Origin of the sequence: Anaerotignum neopropionicum, from assembly GCF_001571775.1 — a bacterium.
Lineage (GTDB): Bacteria > Bacillota > Clostridia > Lachnospirales > Anaerotignaceae > Chakrabartyella > Chakrabartyella neopropionicum.
In genome coordinates this window covers 47,231-73,958 of record NZ_LRVM01000007.1, presented here as the reverse complement: position 1 = coordinate 73,958, position 26,728 = coordinate 47,231, and the positions used below count along the sequence as shown (strand labels likewise).

At 41.3% G+C, this 26,728-nt stretch carries 25 protein-coding genes; 6 read left to right on the top strand and 19 right to left on the bottom strand.

Annotation, left to right across the window (positions count from 1 at the left end; genetic code table 11):
- Positions 1-15 precede the first annotated feature (15 nt).
- The gene (locus tag CLNEO_RS11025) at positions 16-1,425 is read left to right on the top strand and encodes a tetratricopeptide repeat protein (protein WP_066088740.1); all 1,410 of its coding nucleotides are present in this window, start codon (positions 16-18) and stop codon (positions 1,423-1,425) included.
- 47 nt (positions 1,426-1,472) lie between these two features.
- Here CLNEO_RS11025 and CLNEO_RS11020 read toward each other — a convergent pair whose 3' ends face one another.
- The 5 genes from CLNEO_RS11020 to mutY form a co-directional block, all read right to left on the bottom strand.
- A complete protein-coding gene (locus CLNEO_RS11020; protein WP_066088738.1) occupies positions 1,473-2,075 on the bottom strand; it encodes a DedA family protein in 603 nt (200 codons plus the stop codon).
- Positions 2,076-2,339: 264 nt separating this feature from the next.
- Positions 2,340-3,335 carry a DUF2156 domain-containing protein gene (locus tag CLNEO_RS11015; RefSeq protein ID WP_157723553.1) on the bottom strand — a complete coding sequence of 332 codons (996 nt, stop codon included), beginning with the start codon at positions 3,333-3,335 and terminating at the stop codon, positions 2,340-2,342.
- Positions 3,336-3,356: 21 nt separating this feature from the next.
- A complete protein-coding gene (locus tag CLNEO_RS11010) occupies positions 3,357-4,460 on the bottom strand; it encodes a GNAT family N-acetyltransferase (protein ID WP_066088732.1) in 1,104 nt (367 codons plus the stop codon).
- 82 nt (positions 4,461-4,542) lie between these two features.
- Positions 4,543-5,100, bottom strand: coding sequence for an NUDIX hydrolase (locus tag CLNEO_RS11005; protein WP_066088729.1), 558 nt, complete (start codon positions 5,098-5,100; stop codon positions 4,543-4,545).
- Between the two features lies 1 nt (position 5,101).
- Positions 5,102-6,148, bottom strand: a complete 1,047-nt coding sequence (gene mutY, locus CLNEO_RS11000) for an A/G-specific adenine glycosylase (RefSeq protein WP_066088726.1) — start codon at positions 6,146-6,148, stop codon at positions 5,102-5,104.
- A 495-nt stretch (positions 6,149-6,643) separates the two neighbouring features.
- Between mutY and CLNEO_RS10995 the strand changes: the two genes are divergently transcribed.
- Positions 6,644-7,978, top strand: coding sequence for a D-serine ammonia-lyase (locus CLNEO_RS10995; protein WP_201032910.1), 1,335 nt, complete (start codon positions 6,644-6,646; stop codon positions 7,976-7,978).
- A gap of 315 nt (positions 7,979-8,293) precedes the next feature.
- Here the strand turns inward: CLNEO_RS10995 and CLNEO_RS10990 are convergent, their stop codons facing one another.
- A complete protein-coding gene (locus CLNEO_RS10990; protein WP_066088724.1) occupies positions 8,294-9,550 on the bottom strand; it encodes a diaminopimelate decarboxylase family protein in 1,257 nt (418 codons plus the stop codon).
- A 397-nt stretch (positions 9,551-9,947) separates the two neighbouring features.
- Here CLNEO_RS10990 and CLNEO_RS10985 point away from each other — a divergent pair, with 397 nt between their 5' ends.
- Complete coding sequence (locus CLNEO_RS10985; protein ID WP_066088721.1) at positions 9,948-11,498, top strand: ATP-binding protein; 1,551 nt, start codon at positions 9,948-9,950, stop codon at positions 11,496-11,498.
- Positions 11,499-11,500: 2 nt separating this feature from the next.
- Entirely contained in the window at positions 11,501-12,196 is a 696-nt protein-coding gene (locus tag CLNEO_RS10980; RefSeq protein ID WP_066088718.1) for a response regulator, read from the top strand.
- A 138-nt stretch (positions 12,197-12,334) separates the two neighbouring features.
- On the opposite strand, the gene CLNEO_RS10975 is transcribed toward CLNEO_RS10980, so the two are convergent.
- Positions 12,335-12,565 carry a hypothetical protein gene (locus CLNEO_RS10975; RefSeq protein WP_066088715.1) on the bottom strand — a complete coding sequence of 77 codons (231 nt, stop codon included), beginning with the start codon at positions 12,563-12,565 and terminating at the stop codon, positions 12,335-12,337.
- A gap of 176 nt (positions 12,566-12,741) precedes the next feature.
- On the opposite strand from CLNEO_RS10975, the gene CLNEO_RS10970 reads away from it, so the two are divergent.
- Positions 12,742-13,656: a radical SAM protein gene (locus CLNEO_RS10970; protein WP_066088712.1), complete on the top strand. Its 915-nt coding sequence runs from the start codon at positions 12,742-12,744 to the stop codon at positions 13,654-13,656.
- A gap of 32 nt (positions 13,657-13,688) precedes the next feature.
- Positions 13,689-14,039 carry a cupin domain-containing protein gene (locus CLNEO_RS10965; RefSeq protein WP_066088710.1) on the top strand — a complete coding sequence of 117 codons (351 nt, stop codon included), beginning with the start codon at positions 13,689-13,691 and terminating at the stop codon, positions 14,037-14,039.
- 55 nt (positions 14,040-14,094) lie between these two features.
- On the opposite strand, the gene CLNEO_RS10960 is transcribed toward CLNEO_RS10965, so the two are convergent.
- The 12 genes from CLNEO_RS10960 to CLNEO_RS10905 all read right to left on the bottom strand — a co-directional run bounded on the left by CLNEO_RS10960 (position 14,095) and on the right by CLNEO_RS10905 (position 26,716).
- On the bottom strand, positions 14,095-14,757 hold the full coding sequence (locus CLNEO_RS10960) for a suppressor of fused domain protein (protein ID WP_083531976.1): 663 nt from the start codon (positions 14,755-14,757) through the stop codon (positions 14,095-14,097).
- Between the two features lie 13 nt (positions 14,758-14,770).
- Positions 14,771-15,682: a signal recognition particle-docking protein FtsY gene (gene ftsY, locus CLNEO_RS16675; protein ID WP_066088871.1), complete on the bottom strand. Its 912-nt coding sequence runs from the start codon at positions 15,680-15,682 to the stop codon at positions 14,771-14,773.
- A gap of 671 nt (positions 15,683-16,353) precedes the next feature.
- The gene (gene smc / locus CLNEO_RS10950) at positions 16,354-19,914 is read right to left on the bottom strand and encodes a chromosome segregation protein SMC (RefSeq protein WP_066088707.1); all 3,561 of its coding nucleotides are present in this window, start codon (positions 19,912-19,914) and stop codon (positions 16,354-16,356) included.
- A gap of 22 nt (positions 19,915-19,936) precedes the next feature.
- Positions 19,937-21,208, bottom strand: coding sequence for a dihydroorotase (locus CLNEO_RS10945; protein ID WP_066088704.1), 1,272 nt, complete (start codon positions 21,206-21,208; stop codon positions 19,937-19,939).
- Entirely contained in the window at positions 21,205-22,134 is a 930-nt protein-coding gene (locus CLNEO_RS10940) for an aspartate carbamoyltransferase catalytic subunit (RefSeq protein WP_066088700.1), read from the bottom strand. Before CLNEO_RS10940 ends, CLNEO_RS10945 begins: the two co-directional genes overlap by 4 nt.
- A gap of 18 nt (positions 22,135-22,152) precedes the next feature.
- Complete coding sequence (locus CLNEO_RS10935; protein WP_066088698.1) at positions 22,153-23,067, bottom strand: RluA family pseudouridine synthase; 915 nt, start codon at positions 23,065-23,067, stop codon at positions 22,153-22,155.
- A 1-nt stretch (position 23,068) separates the two neighbouring features.
- On the bottom strand, positions 23,069-23,548 hold the full coding sequence (gene lspA / locus CLNEO_RS10930; RefSeq protein WP_083531974.1) for a signal peptidase II: 480 nt from the start codon (positions 23,546-23,548) through the stop codon (positions 23,069-23,071).
- 303 nt (positions 23,549-23,851) lie between these two features.
- Positions 23,852-24,331, bottom strand: a complete 480-nt coding sequence (locus tag CLNEO_RS10925; protein WP_066088692.1) for a DivIVA domain-containing protein — start codon at positions 24,329-24,331, stop codon at positions 23,852-23,854.
- A 16-nt stretch (positions 24,332-24,347) separates the two neighbouring features.
- Positions 24,348-25,139: a YlmH family RNA-binding protein gene (locus CLNEO_RS10920; protein WP_066088689.1), complete on the bottom strand. Its 792-nt coding sequence runs from the start codon at positions 25,137-25,139 to the stop codon at positions 24,348-24,350.
- A gap of 15 nt (positions 25,140-25,154) precedes the next feature.
- A complete protein-coding gene (locus tag CLNEO_RS10915) occupies positions 25,155-25,442 on the bottom strand; it encodes a YggT family protein (RefSeq protein WP_083531973.1) in 288 nt (95 codons plus the stop codon).
- 14 nt (positions 25,443-25,456) lie between these two features.
- The gene (locus CLNEO_RS10910) at positions 25,457-25,969 is read right to left on the bottom strand and encodes a cell division protein SepF (protein ID WP_066088686.1); all 513 of its coding nucleotides are present in this window, start codon (positions 25,967-25,969) and stop codon (positions 25,457-25,459) included.
- 48 nt (positions 25,970-26,017) lie between these two features.
- Positions 26,018-26,716: a YggS family pyridoxal phosphate-dependent enzyme gene (locus tag CLNEO_RS10905; RefSeq protein ID WP_201032907.1), complete on the bottom strand. Its 699-nt coding sequence runs from the start codon at positions 26,714-26,716 to the stop codon at positions 26,018-26,020.
- Positions 26,717-26,728: the final 12 nt, after the last annotated feature.

The following is a 26,728-nucleotide window of genomic DNA, read 5'->3' as shown; positions in this document are numbered from 1 at the left end:
AAAGGAGCGATGAAAATGAGATGCCCGAATTGTGGATATGATTTTTCCGAAGGCTATCTCTGCCCAAAATGCGGGATTGATACCTTTGTTTTTCTTAGAACCAGAAATCTTTCTATCTGCTTGTATAACGAAGCATTAGAAATGGCAAGGGAAATGGATCTTTCAGGCGCAGCAGAAAAACTGGAGCAAAGCCTTCTTTTTGATAAAAATAACGTTCAAGCCCGAAACCTATTGGGGCTGATTTATTGCGAAACAGGCAGAATTGCCAATGCTTTAAAGCATTGGATTGTCAGTACCTCTATTATGAAGGAAAATAACCCGGCGTTTGGCTATATGGACTTTTTGCAAAAAAATGCCCGAGAAATGGAAAAATATAACGATGCTGTGATTATGTATAACCAAGCCCTCTTATATCTAAACCACGGCAGTGATGACATGGCTATTATTCAATTAAAAAAAGCCATAGACTGCAACCCGGATTTTATTGAGGCTTATAATTTGCTAACGCTGTGCTGTATTGATGAGAAGAACAACAAACGAGCCCAGCATTTTGTTGACATGGTATTAAAAAAAGACACCAAGAATCCAAAGGCATTAAAATATGCAAGTATTATCAATGGCGGTGCTTCCAATAGCAGCCGAAAAAAAGCTGCCCGCTCCACAGAAAACAAAGAGGATGCCTTGCAAAAAACGGTTCCTGTGAAAAAAACAGACAGCGCCCCACCTATTCCTAGATACAAGCGAAAGGAAAAGAAAGTTGGGGTTTTAGAAAAAAAAGATATTATTTCCTTCGTTCTTGGTGTTGCGTCTACGGCGATTGTGATTTTGGTTTTAATTATGCCCGCCATCAACGAAGGAAAGGACAAAGCAATTACAGATCTGCAGACAAAGGTTGATAACTACGCGGGCGAAACTCAAATGTCTCCGCAAGAAGTTTTAGCCATGAGAACCGAATTGGAAACCTTACAGAATGAAAACAAACGTTTACGCAGCGAGGAAACAAAGCAGGCGAACCTGGAGTTATTGCAAACCGCCGTGTCCCAAATGACTGACGGGGATTATGAAGCTTGTGTTTCCACACTGGATCGTATTGAAACCATAGGCTTTAGCGATGAAGATATTGCAAAATACAATTCCCTGAAAGCGACAGCTTACCCAAAAGCGGCAGATAGCCTTTACACCAAAGGCAAGAGTGATTTTTTGAGCAACAAATTCCCTGAAGCAAAAACCAACTTGGAAGCCACTTTAAAATACGCATCCACAGAAAATTTTATTGATGATGCTTATTTCTATTTAGGTAAAATAGCAGAAAATGACGGAGATACAGAAAAGGCGAAAACCTATTATGAAAAGGTGATTAACGACTATCCTGATTCCAACCAGCTTGTAAATGTGCAAAATGCTTTAAGTCAGCTTCCTGAATAATCGTATCACCGCAGAAGTTCCTCTGCGGTGATTTTTTTCATCTTTATTCAGTCATGCTTTTTCCTCAGAAATTTTTTTGCTGCAATAAATAGAATTACCGCCAGGGCAATGCCACCTGACAATTGCCATTGATAAGCTTTTAAAAATGCTATACAAATATCCCAATGGCTACCCAAAAAATACCCCGCGCTAATTAAAGCAGTATTCCAAATCAATACACCAAAGGCAGTATATACCACAAAAGGAATAGCCGGCATTTTTGCCAAGCCTGCCGGGAAAGAAATATAGGTGCGGGCGATGGGAAAAAGTCTGGCAAAAAAGACAGATTCCTTTCCATATTTTTCAAAAACACTTTGCGCTTTTTTAACGCCAAGGGCAATACACTCAAAGCGCACCGCCAGTTCTTCAAACATCCGTCCCCCTATTCTCCCCACTAAATAGCAGGCGGTGGTTCCAATCATACCGCCTAATGTGGCAATGAGTATGGCATTCAATAAGCTATAATGATTTAGTGCAATCACATAGCCAATAAAGGGCAACAGGATCTCACTGGAAACAGGAAAACAGCCATATTCTAAAGCGGTGGCAACAAAAATTCCGCCTGCGCCCAATTCTATAATCAATTGCTTGATTGCATCAATAAAGCTCATTCTCTTCCCCTCCTCCTATTTAAGATATGATAAGAGGACGAAGAATAAAACTTGTGATTTACTCTGGGGAATATTTCAAGAAAAGCTAAAATCCAGTAAATGCTTAATTTTTCGTATTAGTCAAATATATAAAAAGCCCGACTGCGTACATAAAATTCTTCTTAGAATCCATGTAGCCTGGGCTTTTCGACTTTACCTATATTAATATCAATCGATTTCATATTAAAAAATTATCTCTACCAAAATTACTTAAAGTGGAGTAAATCAATTTTCATTCTCCCTGCCCCAAATTCCTTTTGCTTGAGAAAGGTCGTGTGTACTAAACATGAATTTTTCGATCATCTTAACGGGATAGTATGCGCGTTTTGCCTTCCGCATACCTTCGATCCCCATGTCCTCCTCCCGATTAATCAACTCCACGTCCATGCACTCATTTTTCACATACTGCTGATTAATCATGGGATAGATACCTTCATAAGAGGCTTCCGCCTTTTCAATATGAACCAATTGCATATGGGGCTGCAATCTTTCGCCTAACGTAAAGGCAACCAACTTTTCGTCAATAAAAATTGCACCGCCTACCAGCCCCAGCTCCTCCATATGCTTCAAAGCCAAAAGCACGGATTCCCTTTCTTCGTTGTATTCTGTGCTTTCCTCTTCCTTTTCCTCCTGCCATTGGTCATAAAGGGCAATACAATCCTGAATCATAGAGGAATCCAGCTTTCTATACTCAAAATCAGGGTAAAGTGAGAGGAATTTATTAATATGGTTTCTTTTTGCATGCAGTTTTTTGCCCTTCAGTGTTTCCATCTTCTCCCGCTCGTAAATATAATCCCATGCAATATCCGTGGGCTGAATATAAAGCTGGGGACAGGCATTTTGCAGCATTTCATAAAATGGCTTGGAAACAGAGCGAAAGGTTGGCTCACTCCCAAGCTTTTTCATATAATCTATGGCATCACAAACCGCCTTACGGTAATCCACCTTGACTCCAAATTTAGGAATGGGTGCCCAAAAATACACAGGAACTCCTATAAAATCTAGTTTAATGAAAAGCACATTGTCCTTTTCTGCATATTGCATTTTTCCCTCAGTGCCCCAAATAAACATATTTGCAAAGGAAAGGTCAGAACATTCAGCACCCCAAGGCTTGGTGTAGCTTTCAATCAAGGCCTTTTTATCTAACGTGATTGGCTGAAATATAAAAACGGAATTTATCGTTTTTTCTTCCTTTTTCTCTTCCACTTCAATTTCATTCATACATTGCATAATTGCCTCCAATTAATATTCATCTATAATATAACATTTACATTTAGGTAAAGCTTGATTAATAAAATCATAGCCTTCCTGATTAAAAATTGTGACAAAGGGTTTTACCTCTTCCAAGGAAGCATATCCCATGATCACACCCAGAAAATGCCCCGCATCAATTTTGATTGCCGGCTTTTCGCACACTTTCGTTCCATCAAAGGAAAAAATGCCGTTGTTTTCCGGTACGATTGGATCGCAAAATTCAACCGCATAGGGACAATATATTTCCATTTTTTTAAGAATTGCACCAATATTGCAAACGCCTGCAACTCCCTTTGGATAGCACTTCTTGGTGCCAAATTGCTGAGAAGTATCTATATCAGGTGGGAGCTTAACCAAAACCTCTCTCCCTTTTGCCAACGCAAATATTTCTTCTAATAAAGCATTATAAAAACCAGGGTTTGCCACTGCCTCAGGGCAGATTAATTGATTTTCCATAAGGTAATAAAACGCATAGCCTTGTATTATTGTATCTTGAAAAACGATACATCTGCCACCATCCGAGACATAATCCTCGCACTTACGCAAAAATTCCTGTTTCGTACGTCTTAGTGCGCCACTGTAGCTTTCCCCGATATTTGCTTTATATAAAGGAAACAATGCCGGCCATTGAGATTTTTCCAAGATAATAAAATCATCTCTTTTCTCAACCTTTCTTTTGCCTTGAATATATGCCGCATCCGCCACAGGATAATGCCCATAGGCAAAATAGCTCCCTAATACAGCAGGAGTATGTACGGCAAGTAATACGCCTTTTCGTCGCAGCAGATCCATTTCAAAGGTAAATATTTTACGCATATACCCCTTTTGGCGATGGCTGGGATGGGTAGAAACACCGCAAAGCATAACGCCCTCCAATACCTTTTCCCGAACCTGTATGTTATAAGGCACCCCTTGCATAGCGCTTAGAATTTCTCCATCTTTCTCAAGACAAACAGAATAATCGGGAAAAAATCTATTTTGAAAAAGCCAGCTGCAAAAACGATCGCTATCCTCAAAGCAGAGCTTCCAAAGATGATAAAAGCTTTCTATGTCATTCTTCTTTGCAATTCTCACCAATTCGCTTTTCTCCATAGTTGTTCACTCTATTCCTATTTATTTCCGTTCTCATACTATTTTACTAGACAAACTAGAAAAAATCAACAGATAATAATTATCAATAAATAATTTTTTCGATTATTTTTTTGTATACTTTTACAAAACTTACTTCTTTGCAATAGGAATTTATTTCCTCCAAAGGAATCCATGCCACGTCGGAATTCTCATCCGCCTTTATTGTAAGCTTCACATTTTCATTGGCAATAAAACCAAAGGTAGCGTTGATATGCAAATGATTGGGGACATAAGCCTCATTCTTATAATGCCCAGCAACCAAAAGAATATCTAAGGAAAGAATTTCTCGAGAAATGGGTGTTGCTTCAACAACGCCGGTTTCTTCTTGCAATTCTTTTTTTGCAACCCACATAAGATCAGATTTGCCATCTGCATGACCGCCCACGCAAGCCCATGTATCAAAAATATTGTGCTTAATCATTAGAACTTTATCCTTCTTTTCATTAAAAACCATGGCAGTTGCCGTAGCATGAACGAAAGGGAAGGAACGAAATAAAATCTGCTCCCTCCTTTGATCTAATAATTCCAAAACAATTTCCTTTTCCTTTTCCTCTTCCATATTATATGGCTGATATGCCCGAACCAACTCTAGAATATCCATATTATTCCTCCAAAAACCCGCAGCCTTCCATCCAAATCTTTTTAAAGGCAGAGGGCAATGCATACTCTTTTTCCACCATTTCCTTTTCTAACCAAAGAAAAGTTTGATTTTCTTTTTTCTTTACATCGACAAAATAACAATTCATATGCCATTCTATATGGGTAAAAATATGTTTTTGTGCTTTCATTAGCCTAATATCAGCAGATATTATGCCCCAATCCCTCAAAATAACGGGCATAGCTATATCCTCAGAACAATTGGGCAGCTGCCAAAGGCCCGAAAGCAGACCTTTTTGCGCTCTTTTGCAAATAGCTATTTTTTTGCCTTCTGCCAAAAAGAAAACAGAGATATATTCTAATTTCCGCTGCTTTTTCGGGCTTTTTATGGGATAGTGTAATACGGCATTTTTTCTGTAGGCCTGACAAAACTCCCTTATTGGACAAGCCTGGCATTTTGGCATACCGTTGGGCAGGCAAACCGTGGCTCCAAGCTCCATCAATGCCTGGGTAAAGGTGCCTTCCTTCCCCTTGGGCATCATCAAAATAATTTCTTCCTCCCATGCCTTTTTTGTGGACTCTAAGGAAATATCCCTAGAGTCCACCGTCAAGCGGGACATTACCCTTAGAACATTCCCATCCACCGCCGCATATGGAAGTGAAAATGCAATGGATGCAATGGCTCCCGCAGTATAAGGGCCAATCCCCCTTAGCCTTCGTAAAGCCTGATAATCCGCGGGCAAGCTTCCTCCATATTCTTCTACCACTGTTTTCGCCGCTTTTTGCAGGTTTCTTACCCTACTATAATAGCCAAGACCCTCCCATAGCTTTAGCAGCGTTTCCTCATGGGTAAAAGCCAAAGCTTCTATTGTGGGGCAAACCTCAATAAAACGCTCAAAATAAGGTTTTACTGCCTCAACACGGGTTTGCTGCAGCATAATTTCCGAGAGCCAAATATAATAAGGGTTCCTTGTTCTTCGCCAAGGTAAATCCCGCGCATTTTCCTGATACCACTGTATCAGCTTATCCACCATTCCTTGATAATCGTTCATAAATGCTCCTTCTAAAAAAATATGAAATATAAAAACTCTTTCGCAGAATAATCCTTGAAAGAGCTGCTTTTTATCTTATCTTAAACGAAACAACCTCAAATATACTAGAATCAGCAATGCACAAATAAGTGCCAAGCTTTCCCTAAAAATATCAAGGTAATTCCTCATAGTTCTGTATGTCCAGCTGTGCAGTCTGGTTTTTCGTCAGACAAAACAAAACGCACAGTGAATACTGGAGGTATTTGAGAGCATTTTGTGCAGGCTAACGGAAAAGATGCAAGCAGATGGGCGTCCAAGGCGTCAGCCGCGTATGATGCGGTGTTGCCTTAACTTAGTATACATGACAGTGAAAGAGGCTGTCAATATTTCGCAAAAATGAGCCAAGCCACAACAAAATATAGTCCTCTTGCAGATTTTCATGCATTATGATACGATTACGAAAGAAATAGTAATCAACTTTAGCAAAAACAACAATAAAAACGGGGGGAATTGTATATGGATCAAGAACTTTGGAATCAAATGAACAACAAAGAGCTTTTAAAGGATGTGAGTAATGGCAAAGAAGTTGTTTGGGTAAATGAGAATTTAAAGACTGCAGAAATGGCCCTGCCAGAAATAGAAGTTACTATGAAAGATATTGATGATGCAGAAGCTCGCTTGGCTCGTTTTGCCCCCTTTATTTTGAAGGTGTTCCCCGAAACAGCCCCCGAAAACGGCTTAATTGAATCTCCTTTCACGGAAATCAAAAAAATGAAGCATCAATTGGAGAAAGAATACAACACAACAATACCCGGAAGACTTTTCCTAAAGCAAGACAGCCATCTTGCTATTTCAGGCTCTATCAAAGCAAGAGGTGGCATTTATGAAGTATTGAAGCACGCCGAGGATTTGGCTATTTCGCATAATATGCTGAAAGAAAGTGATGATTACAGTATATTTGCATCAAAGGAATTTAAGGAATTTTTCAGTAAATTTAAGATTCAGGTAGGCTCAACGGGAAACCTTGGTATGAGTATCGGTATCATGAGTGCGGTTCTTGGCTTTCATGTCATCGTTCATATGTCTGCCGATGCAAAACAATGGAAAAAGGACTTGCTTCGCAAACGTGGCGCAGAGGTCATTGAATACAACGACGATTACAGCAAAGCCGTTGAGGTTGGCCGCAAAAATTCCGACGCAGACCCCACAAGCTATTTTGTGGATGACGAAAATTCTGTTACGCTATTTTTAGGCTATGCCGTTGCTGCAAAACGAATTAAAAAGCAGTTTGAAGAACAAGGCATCGTTATTGATGAGGAGCATCCCCTTTTTGTATACATTCCTTGCGGCGTTGGCGGCGCCCCGGGTGGCGTTGCTTTTGGGTTGAAGCAGTTTTTTGGGGACAACGTGCATATCTTTTTTGTGGAGCCTACCCAAGCACCTTGCATGCTGGTGGGTATGGCATCAGGCTTACAAAACAAGGTTTGCGTTCAGGATTTCGGCTTGACAGGTCAAACCCACGCAGATGGACTTGCCGTAGGGCGTGCATCTGGCTTTGTAGGCGGTGTAATGAAGCATATGTTATCAGGAATTTTCTCCCTAGAGGATTATCATATTTATGACTTGATGCGTGATATTGTAAATTCCCAAACTATATTCTTAGAACCCTCTGCCTGTGCGGCCTTCTGGGGGCCCATTCAGCTTATGAAAGAGCCGGCTACCAAGGCTTATATTGAAAAAATGGGTCTGAGCCAAAAAATGCCCAATGCCATTCATGTTCCCTGGGCAACCGGCGGCAGCTTGGTGCCAGCGGAAATTAGAGAAGAATATATGCATACCCATTTAAAGTAACAAAAAAATAGCGGCAAAAGCCGCTATCAGTGTATCGATAAAGTCAAACCTTGGGCTTTGCCCCTCACTGCCCAAGATAGGGCAGCCGGCAGAGCCGGCTTTTGCATAGCAAAAGTTGATGACCACCTGCTTGATTTTTGAAAAAAGCAAGACCAAAAACCTTTATAGAACCCGCATTCTATGCGGGTTCAGGTGGGTCAAGGGAGAAACCCTTGTGGGTGTTTGAGGGCAAAAAGCCCTCAAGGTTTTGACTTTGCCTTCAATCTGTAGCGGCATAAGCCGCTATTTTTTTGTGCAAGCATGAAGAAATGCTAATTATTTTTTAAATAGCCCTGTAAAATCAAACGTTGCAAAATAATCCTCAGGGGTTTCCGCCCGACGCATTAAGGCAGCCTCGCCGTTTTCCTTTAAAAGAATTTCAGCAGAACGCAATTTTCCGTTATAATTGTATCCCATGGAATGGCCATGGGCACCGGTATCATGGATATAAACAATATCACCGATTTCAATTTTGGGCAGCTTCCGGTCAATGGCAAATTTATCATTATTTTCGCAAAGACCGCCGGCCACGTCATAGATATGGTCGCAGGGCGCATCTTCCTTGCCCAATACCGTGATTTGATGATATGCACCATACATGGCAGGGCGCATTAAATTTGCGGCACACGCATCCAAGCCTACATATTCCTTATAGATATGCTTTTCATGCACCACCGTTGCCAAAAGGCTTCCATAAGGCGCAAGCATAAACCGTCCCATTTCCGTAAAAATGGCTACATCGTCCATGCCCTCCGGAACGAAAATCTCCTCATATACTTCTCTTACACCTTCGCCGATGGCCATAATATCGCATGGCGATTCTTCAGGGCGATAAGGAACCCCGACACCGCCCGAAAGATTGATAAAAGCAATATGAATATCCAATTCTTTCTTCAGCTCAACTGCCAACTCAAATAAAATTTTAGCCAGCATGGGATAATAAGTATTGGAATTTGTACTGCTTGCTAAGAAGGAATGTATCCCAAAGTGTTTCGCTCCCTTTTCCTTTAATATGCGGAAGCCTTCCTTCATTTGCTCTTTCGTCATGCCATATTTCGCATCCCCAGGGTTGTCCATAATATCGTTGGCAACTTGAAAAACGCCACCCGGATTATATCTGCAGCAAACCGTTTCAGGGATTTTGGCAAGCTTCTCAAAATATGCAATATGGGTAAAATCATCAAAGTTGATGATTGCCCCAAGCTCATTGGCTAAAACAAAATCCTCCGCAGGTGTCATGTTGGAGGAAAACATGATTTCTTCTCCCCAAAAGCCTACCGCCTCTGACAGCTTTAGCTCTGTAAACGAGGAACAATCCATACCACAGCCTTCCTCTTTTAAAATTTGCATGATGCCAGGCGTAGGGGTTGCCTTTACCGCAAAGTATTCTTTAAACCCTTTGTTCCAAGCAAAAGCACGGTTTACTTGACGGGCATTTTCACGAATTCCTTTTTCATCATAAAGATGAAAAGGCGTTGGGTATTGTTCTATTATTTTTTTTGCCTGCTCTAAAGAAACAAATGGTGTTTTCATTTGTAATTTAACTCCTTCTATGATAAAATTTGTTTTCAATTATAACAAACTATTCAATTCTTTGCAATGAAACATTAAAAAAAATCAAAACCCGCCACATTATTATTACGCAACAAAACATTTCCTCTTAATAGCGAATAGGTGTATAATATGAGATATGAATAAAGTCAACAACATAAATAGCCTGGTTTCTTTAAGCTTTTCTTCAATAAGTATAGAGAAAAACCCTAGGTAATTTGTACAAAATTTATTGATTAAGTTCAAATAGGATAGGTTTTGTGTTTATCAATATTTAAATGGTTTTAGCGGAGAAAACCACCGTTTTTTATGTATTCCTTTTCATCCTTTTACTTTTGTTCGATTGAATTAAACAAATGCTTTTTTTGTGAGGGCTTCTATGAGAGATTATTTGCGTCAATTAAAAAAAATAAGACTATCCCCCGATATTATTCTGTTTGATCTGTTCAAAACAATATTGGTATTTCTAATTGCAACCTCCTTTGCATTATGTGTTGTTGAAATGAATGTAATCAGCAATAATATTTTTGGGGTATATATGCTTGGAGTTGCCTTAACCTCTGTCATAACCAGTGGTTTTATTTGGGGAATTCTTGCTTCCATCGGAGGCGTAATCGCCGTGAATTTTTTCTTCACCTTTCCCTATTTTGCCTTGAATTTTTCAATGGCAGGATACCCGATTACGTTTGCACTGTTGCTTATTATGTCCGTTTTAACAAGTGCATTAACCACCAGAGTAAAAAAAGCGGCCATCCTTTCCGCCATGCGAGAAAGTAGAGCCGAAAACCTGACAAAAATGAGCAATGCCCTGTTATCGGGAAATACTCTACACAAAATAATGGAAATCACCGTTGATTTTTTTTCACAATCAAATCAATGCAGTGTAGTAACTTATTTAGGTAATCCTGCAAGTCCAGAAATAAAGCTGATTAAGGCATTGCAAAATCAAGACGAGTCCATATTTAACAGCCCCTTGGAATTACAAATTGCCATCGATGCTTATGTAAAAAATAAAATTCGGGGTGTCGTACTGGAGGCCAAGGTACAAAATTGCAAAGGCACCTATATTCCTATTTCCACCGACAATAAGGTTTATGGGGTGATCGGCCTGCTTTTTGAAAATGCCGATTTTGTTTTGTCGGACACATTTCAATTTTCAAGAATTATGATCTCCCAGACCATTCTTGCTTTAGAACGGCAAGCTGTCGAAGAAAAGGCGCAGCAGATTCTTTTGGAACAGGAAAAAGAAAAAATGCGCAGTAACCTTTTACGCGCAGTTTCCCATGATTTGCGTACACCCCTCACCTGTATTCTGGGTGCCAGCACAACCTTACTGGAAAACAAGGATAAGATAAACGAAGAAAAATTCGATTGCTTGCTTAATGATATTCATCATGATGCCCAGTGGCTTATTCACATGGTTGAAAATCTGCTTTCTATCACAAAAATCAGCAGCGAGGATGCAAAAGTGAAGAAGCAAGAAGAAATTGTTGAAGAAATTGTTTCTGAATCTGTTTCCAGGATTCATAAAAGATTTCCTGATGCCACCATATATGTTTCCGTTCCTGATGAAATATTAATGGTACCTATGGATGCAACGCTGATTGAGCAGGTATTAATTAACTTACTGGAAAATGCCATTCGCCACTCAGAAACCTCCCTTCCCGTGTGGCTAAAGGTTTCCCGGGAAAATGATGAGGCCGTTTTTTGCGTGACCGACTATGGCAAAGGCATTGATCCATCCAGTCTTCCAACAATTTTTGAAGGAAAAAGCAGTACCGTTTCGGCGGATTCCAGCCGAGGGTTAGGAATCGGTCTTTCCATTTGTAAAACAATCATTCTTGCCCATAATGGCAAAATTTCTGCTGCAAATCATGTTTGCGGAGGGGCAACCTTTACTTTTGTATTACCGATGAAAGGAGAATTTTGAAAATGCCGGCAAGAGCAAAAATACTTATCGTGGAAGATGAAGAACCCATCAGTAATTTTATTGAAGCCACACTAAAGGCCAATGACTATCGTGTGATTTGTGCAAAAAATGGGCAGGAAGCTTTATCCATGATACCCTCCCACTGCCCGGATTTAATTCTTTTGGATCTGGGCTTGCCCGACATAGACGGAATTGCCATATTAAAACAGCTTAGAACATGGACCGCCACGCCTGTGATTGTTGTTTCTGCCCGTGACGACGAATCGGATAAGGTTGAGGCCCTTGATTTTGGAGCAGATGATTATATTGTGAAGCCTTTTGGTACTTCTGAGCTTCTGGCTCGCATCCGTACTGCAATCCGCCATAGCACAAGCAACCATTTAGGAACAGTAGAAACTCTATTTTGTGCAAAAGGGTTAGTCATTGATTTTCAAAAAAGACTGGTTACCATCGACGGAAACGACGTCCATCTGACACAAATTGAATACAAAATTGTTTCATTATTAGCCAGAAGTGCCGGTCGCGTCTTAACCTACGATAACATCATAACCGAGCTTTGGGGGCCCTATGCCGTGAAGGATAACCAGATATTGCGGGTTAATATGGCAAATATAAGAAGAAAACTGGAAAAAAACCCCGCCGCACCAAAATATATTTTTACGGAAGTTGGCGTGGGATATCGAATGACAGAAGAATAAATTGTTGAAAAAATATACAAGGGGCTGATTTTTCCTATTCAGCCTCTTAGGCATTTTTATAGGCATGCGGATTTTTTTCATAAAAAAACCCCTTATGGGGTTAGTGAATTCACATATGTATCGGGGATTGCTCCCCCCTTAGTGCATTTTAATTTGAAAACCTTCAATCATTTTTTCATAGCACTCTTGGCATAAATCAAAGGAATCCTGTCGTCCATCTTGGTTAGAAAAATAGCCCCAAGTCTTCACACCATGAAAGTATTCCTCCCTGATTCCTTCTCTCATAAGGGGTATCTCCCTGCCGCAGCAATTACAAACCACTTTTGTAAGCACCTGACTATCTTGCGCTTTCAAAGCATATTCTTTCAATCCGCCACCCCCATTTTTTTATTTCTTTTTCGACTTATAAATACATTTTAACACAAGAGATTTTATTTTTCTATATGAAACTGTTTCTAATCATGGTATCATATAGAAAGCAAAAGACCTCTGTTTATAAATGCTTCACCTTGTTCAATAGGGGTACCGGAAAGCGGGTTTTCAATATGGAACAGCAAAAAACACCTATAACCCTCTGTAATATCTGTCCAAGACAATGCAATGCAGCCCGTATGGACGGCGAAACAGGCTTTTGCCATGCACATAAGCTTCCAAAAGTTGCATTGGTCAGTACTCACTTTTGGGAGGAACCTCCCATCAGCGGCACAAACGGCTCCGGAACGGTTTTCTTTTCTCACTGTAATTTACGCTGTATTTTTTGTCAAAATCACGAAATCAGCGAAGATGGCTTTGGAATGGAAATCTCTATAGAACGCTTGGCTGAAATTTTTATGGAACAGCAAAACAGAGGACTGCACAATATTAATTTGGTTTCACCCACCCACTTCATCCCACAAATAGCAACGGCACTGGGCATGGCAAAACATAACGGATTAAAAATACCCGTTGTTTATAATTCCAATGGGTATGAAGCGTTAGAGGGTCTTCTCCAACTGGATGGGCTAATTGATGTTTATCTCCCCGATTTTAAGTATTGGGATGATACCCTAGCAAGGAAGTATTCCTCAGCACCCAATTATTCCGCAATTGCCTCTCAAGCCATCCTTGAGATGAGAAGACAGGTACCACAAGACATGTTTGATGTAAATGGAATTATGCAAAAAGGCGTAATTGTGCGCCACCTTGTGCTCCCTTCTCACCATCGGGATAGTTTCCACATTCTGGATTGGATTAAGGAATCTCTTGGACAGGACACCTATGTTTCCCTCCTAAGCCAATACACACCCATGCACCGGGCAAGCACGATAAAAGCTTTATCACGGAAGCTAACCACCTTTGAATATGAAAAGGTTACGGAATATTTTTTAACGATTGGGCTAAAAAATGGTTTTATGCAAAAAAGAGGCTCTGCAACCTCTGATTACACCCCCATTTTTAATTTAGAGGGTGTAGAAAAATAACAGCTTCATAAACGAAAGGAGAATCAATCATTATGGTAAGAAAAGAAAGAGTTGTAACAGTAGAAGGTTTAAGAGATGGAAAAGGCACCGTTGAAATTCATCACTTCTTGGAAAAAGAAGAATTATTGGGTCATGCCACTATGTACGCCCGTGTTATCGTAAAGCCTCATAGCAGTATCGGCTGGCATCAGCACGTTGGAAACACAGAGCCTTATGCAATTATCAAGGGAGAAGGAACCTTCATTGACAACGATGGCTCAAAAATAGCTGTGCACCCCGGAGATGTCTGTCTCATTGAGGTTGGCCAATATCACTCCATCGAAAATAATACTGATGAAGATATGGAAATGATTGCTTTGATCATCAACGAAGAGGCAAAATAAAGCATACAATAGGCGTCGAAGCACTAAAAGCATCGACGCCTATTTTTGAGAGTCTTTATTTTGCCCATACATTGGGCCGATCCGGAAAAACAATCATTCCAAACCCATTTAATGTCGAAAGTCTGGTAATTAAAGCTTCTGTGCCCTCTTCTTGCTTCCCCTCAATTTCCTCTTTATACAGGGGAATTAAGGGATATAAATTGATTTGCGTTCCATCTTTTCCCCGTAAAATGCTGATTTCTTCCTGCAATGCCCCAAGCATGACGCCACAAAGCTTTGTGCTATCATCATATGGCTCATAAGCCTCAGAATTGGGAAGCGTATGCCCAAAGGCAAGCCATGTTTTATTCTCATGGGGAAAATAAGACAGGTACTTCATCAAATTCACAGGCCACCATAAGCGATTATCCACCTTCCCGTCCTCAGGCATAAAAAGGCTCCATTCCGCAGGTAAGAGCAATAATATCTCTGCCCGCTCCAAAGCCTGATATTCGGGTAATAAGTCCTCCGGCAGGGTCATAGGCAGTGCACTCATGCCCACCGTATACAAAACATGGAAGTCCTTTTTTGTTGGTGCCTCCAATAAGTGAATTTCTATTTGTAAAAATTCGGAGTTTTGCTCATAAAACACGCGCTCCTTGCGCTCAGGAAACTGCTTTTTCATGTGCTCATCAATTTCCTTACCATAGGGTGTATTCACAATTTTCTGATTTTCCATCCTTCATTTCTCCTTATTCTCCAAATAGCGCCTTGGCAAACTCTCTTGCATCGAATTTCTGCAAATCGTTGATGCTTTCCCCCACACCAATATAGCGTACAGGAATTTGCAATTCGCTTTTAATTGCCACCACAATGCCGCCTTTTGCCGTACCATCCAATTTTGTTAGAATAATTCCCGTAATATCGGCAACCTCTTGAAACAGCTTTGCCTGTTGCAGCGCATTTTGTCCCGTTGTAGCATCCAGTACCAAATAAACCTCTTTATGAGCATTGGGATGTTCTCTTTCAATCACCTTCCCAATCTTACGCAATTCCTCCATGAGATTTTTTTTGTTATGCAAACGTCCTGCGGTATCGCAAATCAAAAGGTCTGATTTCTGGTTTTTCGCCGCATGCACCGCATCAAATACTACCGCCGCAGGGTCAGAATTTTCCTCCTGCTTGATGACCTCAATACCCGAACGCTGTCCCCAAACCTCAAGCTGATCTATGGCTGCCGCACGAAAGGTATCCGCCGCCGCCAGTAAGACGGTGCGCCCCTCTGATTTATAACGGCTCGCCAATTTCCCGATGGTTGTGGTTTTACCAACACCATTTACACCAATGACAAGAATAACGGAAGGATTTGGCAAGCTTTCTTCCTCTTGAACGCCATCGGATAAAATTGTCGTAATTTCATCTGCAAGCATTCCTTTAATCAACGAAGGGTCTGTTGCATGCTCACGCTTGACGCGCTTACGCAAGTTTTCCACAATACTCATGGTGGTCTGCACACCCATATCTGCCATAATCAGAGCTTCCTCCAGCTCCTCAAACAAATCCTCATCAATTTGGGTAAAACCACCTAAAACCGCATCTACACCGCCCATAATATTTTTACGAGTTTTGTCCAATCCGGCTTTCAACTTTGCAAAAAAGCCCATTTTGGGTTCTTCCGTCTGCGCTTCCAGGGATACAGGCACTTCTTCTGGCACTTCTTCTGGCACTTCTTCTGCTGCTTTTTGGTTTTTTCCCTCCTGCAGCTGCTCCTCCACAAAATTGACAAGCTCCTCCACAAAGGCCTCCGCTTCCTCATTTGTTTCTTCCACAAAACAGTCACCTTCAGCTGTTGTAATCAGTATTTCCTCATCACCCCTTGGCTTTTCAAGCATTTCCGATGCCAAATCAGTCACAGCCTCAATAAATGCAATGCCCTCTTGTTCGTTTTCCGACACAAAGGCTTCTCCATCCTCTTGGATGATTTCAATTTCTGATTCAGTTTCTATGTTTGCTCCTTTTTGCTCTATTTCTTGGTATAAGGTATCCTTATTCGCCCGAAAAATGTGAACGTCCTCGGCTCCCATAGCTTTCCCCACCGCTTGATTCACACCAGATATTTTGTCGTCGCCTTCTTCCACTTCCAAAACAAAATCCGTCGTTTCGCCTTGGGGTGTTTCCACCTCAATATCGTCCAGCTCAAAAATACCCTCTTTGTTTTTTTCTACCAAAGGTTCTTCTTGTGTTTTTTTCTTCAAAAAATCAAACAATCCCATTCGTTTTCACCTCAATATCCGTATTCCATAAAGAAAATCAAATTTAAATCATAGCTTTTATGTTACATCGCATCCTTTTCCTGTTCTGAAAAGTCCACTGAAATTAATTTGGAAATACCTTTTTCCTGCATGGTCACACCATATAAAACATCGGCATACTCCATTGTCCCTTTTCTGTGGGTTATTACAATAAACTGGGTATCTTTTGCAAATTTCTTTAAATACTGAGCGTATCTGCTTACATTGGCATCATCCAATGCTGCCTCAATCTCATCTAAAATACAAAATGGTGATGGCTTTAGCTGCAAAATGGAGAATAAAATTGCAATTGCTGTTAACGCTCTTTCCCCGCCGGATAACAGCTGCATGTTCTGCAAATTTTTACCGGGAGGCTGGGCAACAATCTCAATGTGAGATTCCAGCACACGCTGGGTATCAATTAATTTTAAATATGCCTTGCCCCCACCAAACATCTCTTGAAATACGCGGCTAAAGTTTTCTGAAATCAATTGAAATTGCTCCCGAAACTGCTTTTCCATTAAAACTGAAAGCTCCTCAATTATGCCACGAAGTTTTTCTTCCGCCTCCAAAATATCGGCTCTTTGCTGGGTTAAGAAGGCATATCTTTCTTTTACCTCTTTATACTGCTCAATGGCACCCACATTTACATCGCCCAACGTGCGAATATCCCCACGAATTTCCTTCACCAAACGACTCACAGCATTCTTCCTGTTTTCAGCATACTCCTTAGCCATGCGATAGGTCATCTCATATTCTTCCCACATTTGGGTAGTAATGCGTATTTTTTCTTCCTCTATCTTTTCTCTTTTTGTTTCAAGGCGGAACAGCTCATTCTCCATCTGCCTTGCGGACTCTCGTTCCTCCACTGCCTTTTGTTCCATTTCATTGGCTTCTTGGGCAATTCCAGTCTTTTCCTGCGCTGTTTTCTCCAATGCCTCCTGTAAGGCACCTACCCTCTGATCTAACGTAAAAGCTTCAAGTTGCAGGGCTGTTTTCTGTTTTTCCTTTTCTTCGCCACTATGCAAAAAGAATGTGATTTTCTCTTCATCCGATTCTATTTGCTTAAGAAGTGTTTGATTTTCTTTGTTTAAGCGTAAAATGGTTTCTTCAATGTTGGAAATATTTTGACCACCGTTGGAGATACCGATTCTAAGGCTTGTAATTTCCTCCATCAGCGTGTCTCGTTTTCCCTTGTCATCACTTAAGCTATCTTGATACTTCAAAAGCTCCGCGTTAACTTCTTCCATTTTACTTTGAGAAAGCTGCAGCATTTCCTTGTTTTTCTGAATGTCCTTCTCTGCCCGTAAAAGCTGCTCTTGCAGCTGGCTCTCCTCCAAAAGGATCAGCTTTAATCTATCATTATTTTCTATGGAATCATAATTTGTTTTTTCCTTATCGCCCTGACTGTTACTCAGTGTTACGGTCAGCTTTTGCAATTCCAGCCTTTTTTCGACGATTTCCTCCTCAATTTCTCCCATATCCTCTTGAGAAAGGGCAAACTTTTTACGGAAGCTTTCCACAATTTCCCCTGTGCTCTCCATTTTTTCCTGCAACAAACGAATTTCTCTGCCACGGCTAAAAATATGGGACGCCTTTTTCTGCTTGGAACCACCTGTCATGGCTCCGCCGGGATTTAAAATATCTCCATCCAGGGTAACCATCTTATACTGATGCTTATATTTTTTTGCCAAAATAACGGCTTGCTCCAAATTCTCTACAATAATGGTTCGTCCTAATAAATTTTCAACGATTTGCCGATACATTTCATCAAAGCCAACCAATTCATGGGCTGTTCCAAAAACACCCACCTCATCCAAAATAGACGGCCGTCCCTCAAAAGCACGTCCTTTAATGGCTGAAATGGGCAAAAAGGTTGCTCTGCCCAAATTATTTGCTTTTAAATAGTCAATTGCTCGTCTGGCATCATCCTCAGTTTTGGTAACAACATTTTGCAATGCTGCACCCAAAGCCGCTTCAATTGCCGCCTCATAGGCCTCATCCACCTTTAATAATTGACCAATGGCACCACAAATGCCCCGCTGTTCCTTATTGGGTAAATTTAAAAGGCTCTTTACGCTGTGAAAAAAGCCCTCGTTTTCCTTTTCCATTTCCCTTAAAATAGATAATCTGGATTGAATTTCAGAAAGGCTTCTTTCCTCTTTTGCCAAATTTACCTGGGCGACATCCCTTTCTTTTTGGGCTTCAATTTTGTCTTGCTCCAAAGCCAGAAGCTCTTGCTCCATAAAAGAGATGTTTTCTTTCATTTCTTTTTCCTGCTTCGCCAAAACCTGTATATGTATATCCAGTTGATGCAGTCTGCTTTCCAAATGGCTTTTTTCTGTTTGTAATTGCTCCATACGGCTTGAAAACTGCTCTCTCAAGGCATCACGCTTAGCAATCTCACCCTTTGCCTCTGTTCCGATTTTAATTTGCTGAAAAATTTCATCTTTAAAATTTTCCGCCTGTGTTTCATCTCGATGCAAAGAAGTATTTAAGGAAGCATACGCCTGCTCCAGCTTGGAAAGCTTATCCTGTTGATGCTCCATATCAATGCCCAGGCCTGTAATTCGGCTGTTACAAAGCTCCAACTGCTTTTCATTTTCTGCCTTTTGCTCCTGTTTTTGGATAATTTCAAGTTGGATTCTTTCCTGATTTGCCACTTCATTTTGCTTCTGCTCCTCCGTCAGACGGATTTCACCCTCTGTCTGCTCCTTTTTCGTGCGAAGCTCTGTTAATTCTTGATTATGCTGTTGTAAAAGCCCATCCAATTCTTCCACCTTGCGCTTCAGCTGTTGAGTTGCTTCTTTGCTGTTTTCTTCCTGGGCAAGGTGATTTTTCAGTTCATTTTCGGCGAAAGCCTTCGTTTCAAGGAGCTTTGCAAGGTCTTCCTCCATACGGTCTAAATCCTTACAAAATGCCACAATCTCGGCCTGCTTTAATTCTTCCTTAAACGCCAAATAGCGTTTTGCTTTTTCGCTTTGCATTTCCAAAGGTTCAAGCTGTACCTCCAGTTCGCTAATAATATCGTCCACACGAAGCAAGTTCTGTTGCTCCTTCTCCAATTTGCTTGCAGCCTCATTTCGACGGGTTTTGTACTTAACAATTCCTGCGGCTTCTTCAAAAAACCGCCGCCGTTCATCACCCTTCGCACTTAAAATTTCGTCAATTCTGCCCTGTCCGATAATGGAATACCCCTCTCGTCCAACGCCCGTATCCATAAAAAGCTCTTGAATATCCTTCAATCGGCAAGCTGTCCCGTTAATGCGATACTCGCTTTCCCCCGAACGAAAAACCCGTCTGGTCACTTGAACCTCTGTGTATTCCAAGGGCAGCTTTTGATCCTGATTGTCTATGATAATAGAAACCTCCGCAAAGCCTAAGGGTTTTCTGTTTTCTGTTCCCGCAAAAATAACGTCCTCCATTTTATCCCCACGGAGGCTTTTTGCCCGTTGTTCCCCCAAAACCCAACGAACCGCATCGGATACATTGCTTTTTCCGCTGCCATTTGGGCCAACCACCGCAGTTACACCTTGGTTGAACTCTAATTTGACTTTTTCTGGAAAGGACTTGAAGCCCTGCAAATCCAATCGTTTTAAATACATCGCTGCACCTCGTTCATTTCTATCACATGATTAGTTTTCCGCCTACCATGGTATAAATCACTCTGCCTTGCACTTCCCAATCTGCAAAGGGCGAAAATTTCGCCTTGGATGCAAAATGCTTGGGATCAATATGGTAACTCTGCCGCAAATCCACCACAATAAAATCCGCATCCTTCCCCTTTGCAATGCACCCCTTATTCTCCAGCTTTAATATTTCTGCGGGTTTTGTGCTCATTAGCTCAACCAATTTGGAAAGTGAGATAATCCCCGTTTTTACCAAGCCTGTATAGCTTAAGGAAAACGCTGTTTCTAAGGAAGAAATGCCATAATCCGCACTGGTAAATACCTTGTTTTTGTCCCCCTCATTGGAAGGGCTGTGTCCAGATGCAATGACATCAATGCTGCCATCGGCAATTCCATTTATAATTGCCTCCACGTCCTCATTGGTGCGCAGGGGAGGGTTTATCTTCGCAAGGGTGTTGTAATTTTCCACCCCTTCTTCCGTCAGTAAGAAATAATGAGGGCAGGTTTCCCCCGTTACTTTGGCACCTCTTTTTTTCGCCTCACGAATCAATTGGGCAGAGCCCTTTGTGCTGACATGGGCAACATGAAGCTTTACCCCTGTATTTTCTGCTAAAATAATGTTTCTGGCAACGATTACTTCTTCTGCTTCCCGTGGCATACCAGCCAAACCCAAGCAGGATGCAGTAAATCCCTCGTGCATTACGCCATTGCCCGATAACCCTCTGTCCTCACAATGGGTAATGACAGGCATATCAAACATTTTTGTATACAACATCACATTGCGCAAAAAGGATGCCTCATCCGTAAATTCATCTCCATCGGAAACGCCAACAATTCCGGCATCGAACATCTCGCCGATTTCGGCCATTTCCTTTCCCTTGCACCCCACTGACATGCTCCCATAGGGATAAATATTTACCAATGCATGGCTTTTGGATTTTGAAACGATATATTCCACCACGGTTTTGTTGTCAATAACAGGGTCAGTGTTCGGCTCACAGGTAATGGTGGTAAAGCCGCCTCTTGCGGCACTGCGGGAAACAGTTTCAATGTCTTCTAAATATTCAAAACCCGGATCACAAATATTGCAGTGCATATCAATCAAGCCAGGTAAAACTGTATTCCCACCAATATCCATAATTTTTGTTGCTTCGTTTTCTAAGTTTTTGCCAACTTCTTCAATCATGCCATCTACCACATAAATGTCATACAATTCATCTTCTTGAAAGCCCGGAGATACCACATGACAATTTTTCATCAGTGTTTTCATTGAAAAGCACCCCCAATTTGCGTCAAAATATAGTAAATTGCCATTCTAACGGCAACACTGTTGGCAATTTGATCATTGACAATGCATTGCGGCCCGTTAATCACACCGGATGAAATCTCAATTCCACGGCGAATGGGCCCAGGATGCATCACAATAGCATCCTTTTTGGCATACCGCAATAAAGCTTCGTCAATGCGAAAAAATCTTTTATATTCATCTAAGGAGGGCAAAACCACAGTATTTTGACTGTACTTATGCATGCGTGTGGTTAAAATTACATCCGCATTATTCACAGCTTCTCTTGCATCATAATATACATTCACACCCAACTTTTCTATTTCAGGAGAAATTAATGTTGCAGGCCCAGAAACACATACCTCAGCCCCCAGCTTTGTCAATGCCCAAATATTGCTTTTCGAAACACGGCTATGAATTAAATCTCCCACGATCGCAACCCGAAGGCCCTCAAAACCACCCTTTTGCTCTCGAATCGTCATCAAATCCAGCAAGGATTGCCCCGGATTTTCGTTAAAGCCATCCCCAGCATTAATCACCGATGCGCCCACCGTTCTTGCCAAAAGCTGAGGCGCTCCTGCTATGGGGTGACGCAAAATAATAAAATCCGCGCCCATCTGGTCAACCAGCTGCCCCATATCCACCAGACTGTCAAACTCCTTGTTTTGAATGGTGCTGGTCATATCAACAACACTGGCACTTAAATGCCTTGCTGCCAATTCATAAGAAAGTTTAGCTCTTGCGCTTGTTTCATAAAATAAAATAATGACCGACTTTCCCCTTAAATGTGGCGAGGTTTTATTTTTCTGACTTAAAATATATTTCATTGTTTCTGCCGTACCCAGAATATATCGAATATCGTCCGCAGACAGGTCCTTCAGACCAAAAAAATCCTTTTTTATCAGCGGCATTTTCTAACCCTCCTAAACTTATGCTTTTAAGCGCTTGAGTATATTTTCAAAACTTTCCGGCAAAGGTGCCTCAAATTCCATATATTCCCCAGTGGTTGGGTGAACAAAACCCAATACACGAGCATGCAAAGCTTGTCCATCCAAATGAAATGGTTGTTTTTTGGGGCCATAAACTCCATCTCCCAAAAGAGGATGCCCAATAAAGGTCATATGAACACGAATTTGATGGGTTCTGCCTGTTTCCAGCTGCGCCTCAATGAACGTAAAATTACCCATGCGTTCCAAAACTTTGTAGTGTGTGACTGCCCTACGGCTATGCTTTTGGGTAACTGCCATTTTCTTTCTATCCAAAGGGTTTCTTCCCATTGGCTGATCTACGGTACCCTCGTCCTCTTGAAAACCATTAAATACAATAGCATTATATTTTCTGGTAATGGTATGCTCCGCCAATTGTTCCGCCAAGGATTGATGGGCCGCGTCGTTTTTTGCAATCATCAAAACCCCGGAGGTGTCCTTATCGATACGATGCACAATGCCGGGGCGCTTTTCTCCGTTGATTCCCGAAAGCTCATCACCGCAATGATGCATCAGCGCATTTACAAGGGTGCCTGTGTTATGCCCCGGTGCCGGATGCACTACCATTCCTTGGGGCTTATTTACAACAATAACATCCTTATCTTCATACAAAATATCCAGCGGAATATTTTCCGGCAAAATTTCAACAGTCTTTACCTCTGGAACCTCAACATCTATGATATCCTTTAACCGCAGCTTATAATTCGCCTTCACAGCACCGCCATTTAAACGAACATGCCCCTCCTCAATCAGCCTTTGCACGCCGCTACGAGAAAGGTTTTCCATACTTTCAGCCACAAATACATCAATGCGGCATCCCACATCATCCTGTTCCGTTCCAAACGTGAAATATTCCATATCATTCATCCTTCTTCTTTTCTTCCGGCTCTTTGATCACAAATAGAATCAAAAATGCCAATATAAAAACACCAACTACAACAAAAATATCCGCAACATTAAATACAGGGAACCGAATAAATCCAAATTCAAAAAAATCCACCACATATCCTCGAAAAACCCGATCAATCATATTCCCAATTGCGCCTGCCAAAATAAGCACCATAGCCATGCGCACAAATTTATACTCCCTGGTTTTTGGTAGCTTTCCATAATAATACACCAAAACAATGGTAATTACTCCCGTCAGTAATAAAATAAACCACCTTTGGCCGGAAAACATGCCAAAGGCAACCCCTCTATTTTCCACAAAAGTTAAATTTAAAATTCCCTCTGCCAACACCGTAGAACCTATGGGCTTGAGGTTTATCAAAGCAAAATATTTTGCTGCCTGATCCAATCCTATCAAAATTACCATCGCTATTGCCGGTATAAACCACATATTTTTCATCCTTTTTCATAATATTATTTATGATTCCCTTTTCCCCATGCAAATAAGATGCACCGCTTTAGCATACACAAAAAGCCCATTTCATCCTAGGGTTGATTTCTCTACATTATTATTACTGATCAAAAGAGATTCAATCATTCTTGCTTTTATAATAAAATGCAAAATAGCCGTGGCAGCAATATTGCTTAGTCACAGCTTATTTTAAACGCCCTGCAGCTAGAAAGGATATCATCCCCAACCCGCAGAAAAAGCGGCTTCCGGCAAAAAAACTCTGTCCACCGCTCATTTGGCTTTTTATTCGGTTGCTTTTCGCTCCTCATCCTTTGGAGCAAGGATTTCATTTTTATCCAGCAATTCAATTTCAGCATACAATAAAAGCTTCACTCTGGTACGCATCAATTCGTAACGGTTTTGTAGCGCAACCATTTCCTGTTCCAACTCATAAGCTTGTGTTCTTGCGTTTTGCAAAATTTCCTCAGCCCGGAGCTTTGCGTTTGCTACAATCATTTCCGCCTCTTTCTTAGCGGCGGTCTTTGTTTCTTCTGCAGCAGTCTCCGCCAAAGTCAAAGTACGCTCTAAGGTTTTTTGTAAATTCGAAAACTGCTCCGGTTGCTCAATTGTCTCCTTCACCGGGGGTTTTTCTTTCTTGCTTTCAGTGTAAAGCCTTTCATAATCTTCATATAGATCATCTAAAAACGTATCTACCTCTTCCGGCGAATACCCAACAGCAACTTTTTTAAAGTCCTTGGTAGCAATGTCGTTTGGTGTAATCACGCAAAATCCTCCTTATCTAAATGTACATTTCCAATTCCAGAGCGATTCTATCTTTTTTGGTTCTTCCGCCCACTTCGCCAACACGAAAACGCCCAAAGCCTCGGGCAGAAACCATATCACTTGTTTTTAATATATACGACGTATTGGTAACAACCGACCAGTTTACGTTTACCTTCTCACTTGAAATTAACGCCTGCGCTTTTCCTCGTGAAAGGCGTAAGGCCTCTCCCAAAACGGCATCCAAACGCATGGAGGCTACGGTTTGACGGCGGATTTCTGTGCGTTTTGGTGCTAAAACCTCTGCCTTATCCAGCCTTATCACAGTTACCGTAGTTTTTGAAACTTTATCTAAATTCATTTGGATATAATCTGCCATTTCCTCATTCACAAAGCACACCGCTCCGTCCTGGGAAACCAAAATATCTCCAACCTTTCCTCGTTCTATGCCTAACCCAAGAATCGAACCCAAATAATCCCTATGACTTAAGTCCGTCTGACCAAACTTTTTACTCTTTGGGGCAATATGTAAAGCTGTTATAGGAAACTGCCCATAAGAAATCATCCCTTGCATCGGGGCAAAGCCAAGCTTTAACCGCTCCGCCTCTTCCACACCGCCAAAGGAAAGCACATCTAAATCCGTATTGTTTTTTAGCCGCTCCAAACATCGTCCGCACTTTGCCGCATCCATAAAATCGGTAAATTGCAGCTCATTGCGTTTCATTGCAAAAGCCACCTGATCCAACACCTTGGCAAAAAGCAATCGTTCGTCTTGATCTTGAATGCCTTTAAGCATCTGTTGCTTATTCAAATAATCACCCGCCTCTTACAGCATTGTGATTAACCCAAAAATCAGTTGCTTTGCAAGCATCATTAAAATCAAAGCAATGATAGGGGAAAAATCCAACATCATTCCGCCACCAAGGGGGGATTTATCCAGCATTCTTCGACAGGGACCCAAAATGGGTTCCGTCATCGTGTAAAGAAACTTTCCAATTGGGTTGTTAAAACCCATGGGCAGCCAGGAAAGTATAATGCGCCCGAAAATCAAAAGCTCCATGACATAGAAAAACAGATCCACTGCTTTCGTCAATAAAAATTGTATACTATTCAATATGCTTACCCACCTTATCTACCGCTACTCATCCACGGAAGTATAACTCCCTTCGTTTTCAGTTCCTCTTTAAAATCGCCGGAAATGTCAACATTTTCCGGAGCAATCACAAAAATATTATTCGCAACCCTTTGAATCGACCCCTCCAAAGAATAACAGGTACCGCTCAAAAAGTCCATAATGCGCTGCGCAACAGGATATTCAACCTTTTCAAGATTTACAACAACAGGTCTTTTGGTTTTAATCTGATCACATATTTCCTGTGCATCCTCGTAACAGCTAGGCTTTATGATCACAACCTGCATCTGAACATTTGTATTAATGCTATACACCTGAGGGCTTCCCTTTGCCACCGGCTTACGAGATGCGGGCGCAGAGTAATCCATATCTCTGGGCACTTCACGCAAACCATACCCGCTGGATACCGCTTCCCTTACAGGAACATCATATTCCTCATCCTCATAATATTCATCATCATCATATTCGCCAAACATTAAATCCTTCATTTTATTCAATAAATTAGCCACTTGTCCGCTTCCTCCCAGTCCTTACTTCTAATACTTATTTTATTTTCCTCACTTAGAGTAATCTCTCTCGCCGAAAATGCCCGTGCCTACCCTAACGATGGTTGCACCTTCTTCTATGGCAACTTCATAATCTCCCGTCATTCCCATGGATAGCACGTCCATTAATACATTATCAATTTTTTTTGCATTGATGTCAACCTGTAATTGTCTCATTTGACAGAAATATTCCCTGTTATCTTCTGAATTTTCAACAAAAGGTGCCACCGTCATCAATCCTCTGACCCGTAAATGCTCCATCCTTGCAAGCTGGCGGATAAACGCCTCCGTATTTTCCGGCGCAACACCATACTTGCTCTCCTCATTGGCAATATTCACTTCCACCAATACATCCATTACAATTCCTCTAGCCGCCCCACGCTTTTCAATTTCCTCCGCCAGCTTAAGGCTTTCCACAGAGTGAATCATATCCACCTTGTCAATAATATATTTTACTTTGTTGGTTTGCAAATGGCCAATGAGATGCCAGTGTACCCCCTCCCCCATAGGCTCATATTTATCCATAATTTCTTGCACCTTATTTTCGCCAAGAGAAGAAAGCCCATATGTTACCGCCTGACGTATCACCTCAACGGGCTGTGTTTTACTAACTGCCAAAAGGAGAATATCCTCTCTCTTTCTGCCACTTCTTTGAGCCGCTGCGGCAACCTTTGCTTCTACCTCCTTGATATTTTCCAAAATATGACTCATATTCCGTCTTTC

Excerpts from the sequence above, each read along its gene's own strand:
- CLNEO_RS11025 (WP_066088740.1), top strand. The coding sequence starts at position 16 with ATGAGATGCCCGAATTGTGGATATGATTTTTCCGAAGGCTATCTCTGC.
- CLNEO_RS11020 (WP_066088738.1), bottom strand. The coding sequence starts at position 2,075 with ATGAGCTTTATTGATGCAATCAAGCAATTGATTATAGAATTGGGCGCA.
- CLNEO_RS11015 (WP_157723553.1), bottom strand. The coding sequence starts at position 3,335 with ATGAATGAAATTGAAGTGGAAGAGAAAAAGGAAGAAAAAACGATAAAT.
- CLNEO_RS11010 (WP_066088732.1), bottom strand. The coding sequence starts at position 4,460 with ATGGAGAAAAGCGAATTGGTGAGAATTGCAAAGAAGAATGACATAGAA.
- CLNEO_RS11005 (WP_066088729.1), bottom strand. The coding sequence starts at position 5,100 with ATGGATATTCTAGAGTTGGTTCGGGCATATCAGCCATATAATATGGAA.
- mutY (WP_066088726.1), bottom strand. The coding sequence starts at position 6,148 with ATGAACGATTATCAAGGAATGGTGGATAAGCTGATACAGTGGTATCAG.
- CLNEO_RS10995 (WP_201032910.1), top strand. The coding sequence starts at position 6,644 with ATGGATCAAGAACTTTGGAATCAAATGAACAACAAAGAGCTTTTAAAG.
- CLNEO_RS10990 (WP_066088724.1), bottom strand. The coding sequence starts at position 9,550 with ATGAAAACACCATTTGTTTCTTTAGAGCAGGCAAAAAAAATAATAGAA.
- CLNEO_RS10985 (WP_066088721.1), top strand. The coding sequence starts at position 9,948 with ATGAGAGATTATTTGCGTCAATTAAAAAAAATAAGACTATCCCCCGAT.
- CLNEO_RS10980 (WP_066088718.1), top strand. The coding sequence starts at position 11,501 with ATGCCGGCAAGAGCAAAAATACTTATCGTGGAAGATGAAGAACCCATC.
- CLNEO_RS10970 (WP_066088712.1), top strand. The coding sequence starts at position 12,742 with ATGGAACAGCAAAAAACACCTATAACCCTCTGTAATATCTGTCCAAGA.
- CLNEO_RS10965 (WP_066088710.1), top strand. The coding sequence starts at position 13,689 with ATGGTAAGAAAAGAAAGAGTTGTAACAGTAGAAGGTTTAAGAGATGGA.
- CLNEO_RS10960 (WP_083531976.1), bottom strand. The coding sequence starts at position 14,757 with ATGGAAAATCAGAAAATTGTGAATACACCCTATGGTAAGGAAATTGAT.
- ftsY (WP_066088871.1), bottom strand. The coding sequence starts at position 15,682 with ATGGGCTTTTTTGCAAAGTTGAAAGCCGGATTGGACAAAACTCGTAAA.
- smc (WP_066088707.1), bottom strand. The coding sequence starts at position 19,914 with ATGTATTTAAAACGATTGGATTTGCAGGGCTTCAAGTCCTTTCCAGAA.
- CLNEO_RS10945 (WP_066088704.1), bottom strand. The coding sequence starts at position 21,208 with ATGAAAACACTGATGAAAAATTGTCATGTGGTATCTCCGGGCTTTCAA.
- CLNEO_RS10940 (WP_066088700.1), bottom strand. The coding sequence starts at position 22,134 with ATGCCGCTGATAAAAAAGGATTTTTTTGGTCTGAAGGACCTGTCTGCG.
- CLNEO_RS10935 (WP_066088698.1), bottom strand. The coding sequence starts at position 23,067 with ATGGAATATTTCACGTTTGGAACGGAACAGGATGATGTGGGATGCCGC.
- lspA (WP_083531974.1), bottom strand. The coding sequence starts at position 23,548 with ATGTGGTTTATACCGGCAATAGCGATGGTAATTTTGATAGGATTGGAT.
- CLNEO_RS10905 (WP_201032907.1), bottom strand. The coding sequence starts at position 26,716 with ATGAGTCATATTTTGGAAAATATCAAGGAGGTAGAAGCAAAGGTTGCC.